The sequence below is a fragment of the Aureispira sp. CCB-QB1 genome (genome assembly GCF_000724545.1).
GTDB lineage: Bacteria > Bacteroidota > Bacteroidia > Chitinophagales > Saprospiraceae > Aureispira.
The window spans coordinates 1-411 of sequence record NZ_JHBV01000117.1 but is presented as its reverse complement, the minus strand read 5'-3'; the positions used below and the strand labels follow the sequence as shown (position 1 = coordinate 411).

Here is a 411-nt window from a genome sequence, read left to right as displayed (position 1 = left end):
GTTTGGTGCTCGCCTTGGACCTCGATTCGAGTTTGTGCTCGATAGGCTGCCCAAATGCGTTTGGATTGTTTTTTACGATAGGCTTTGTAATCCCTCAGCTCGGGGTGGTAATTGTAGGCTGGAGTGAGTTTTATCTTTAAGGCTTGTTCTACCGTGCCTCTTTTAAGATTGGATAAAATCACTTCAAAGGTGCATTGCTCAAAACACAGTTCTTGCAAAGCACCGCCTTTTTGAAAGAGTCTGGCAATGGCTTTCTGAATGTTTTTCGAGCCGCCAACATAGACAATTTTACCCTGATGGTGAATCAGGTAAGCGCCTCGAATGTTTCGGTAACGACCAAGCTGTTTTTTAGGGAAAGGAGGATGAACGGTCAACAAGTTTGTTGGACGGTTCATAACAAGAGATTTTTAT

Annotated in this window: 1 protein-coding gene; it reads right to left on the bottom strand. The window is 43.6% G+C overall.

Going from position 1 to position 411, the window contains the following annotated elements; genetic code table 11:
• Nucleotides 1-395, bottom strand: a 395-nt coding sequence (locus CG11_RS26470) for a hypothetical protein (RefSeq protein ID WP_156039928.1), incomplete at its 3' end; no start/stop codon positions are given.
• Nucleotides 396-411 lie beyond the last annotated feature (16 nt).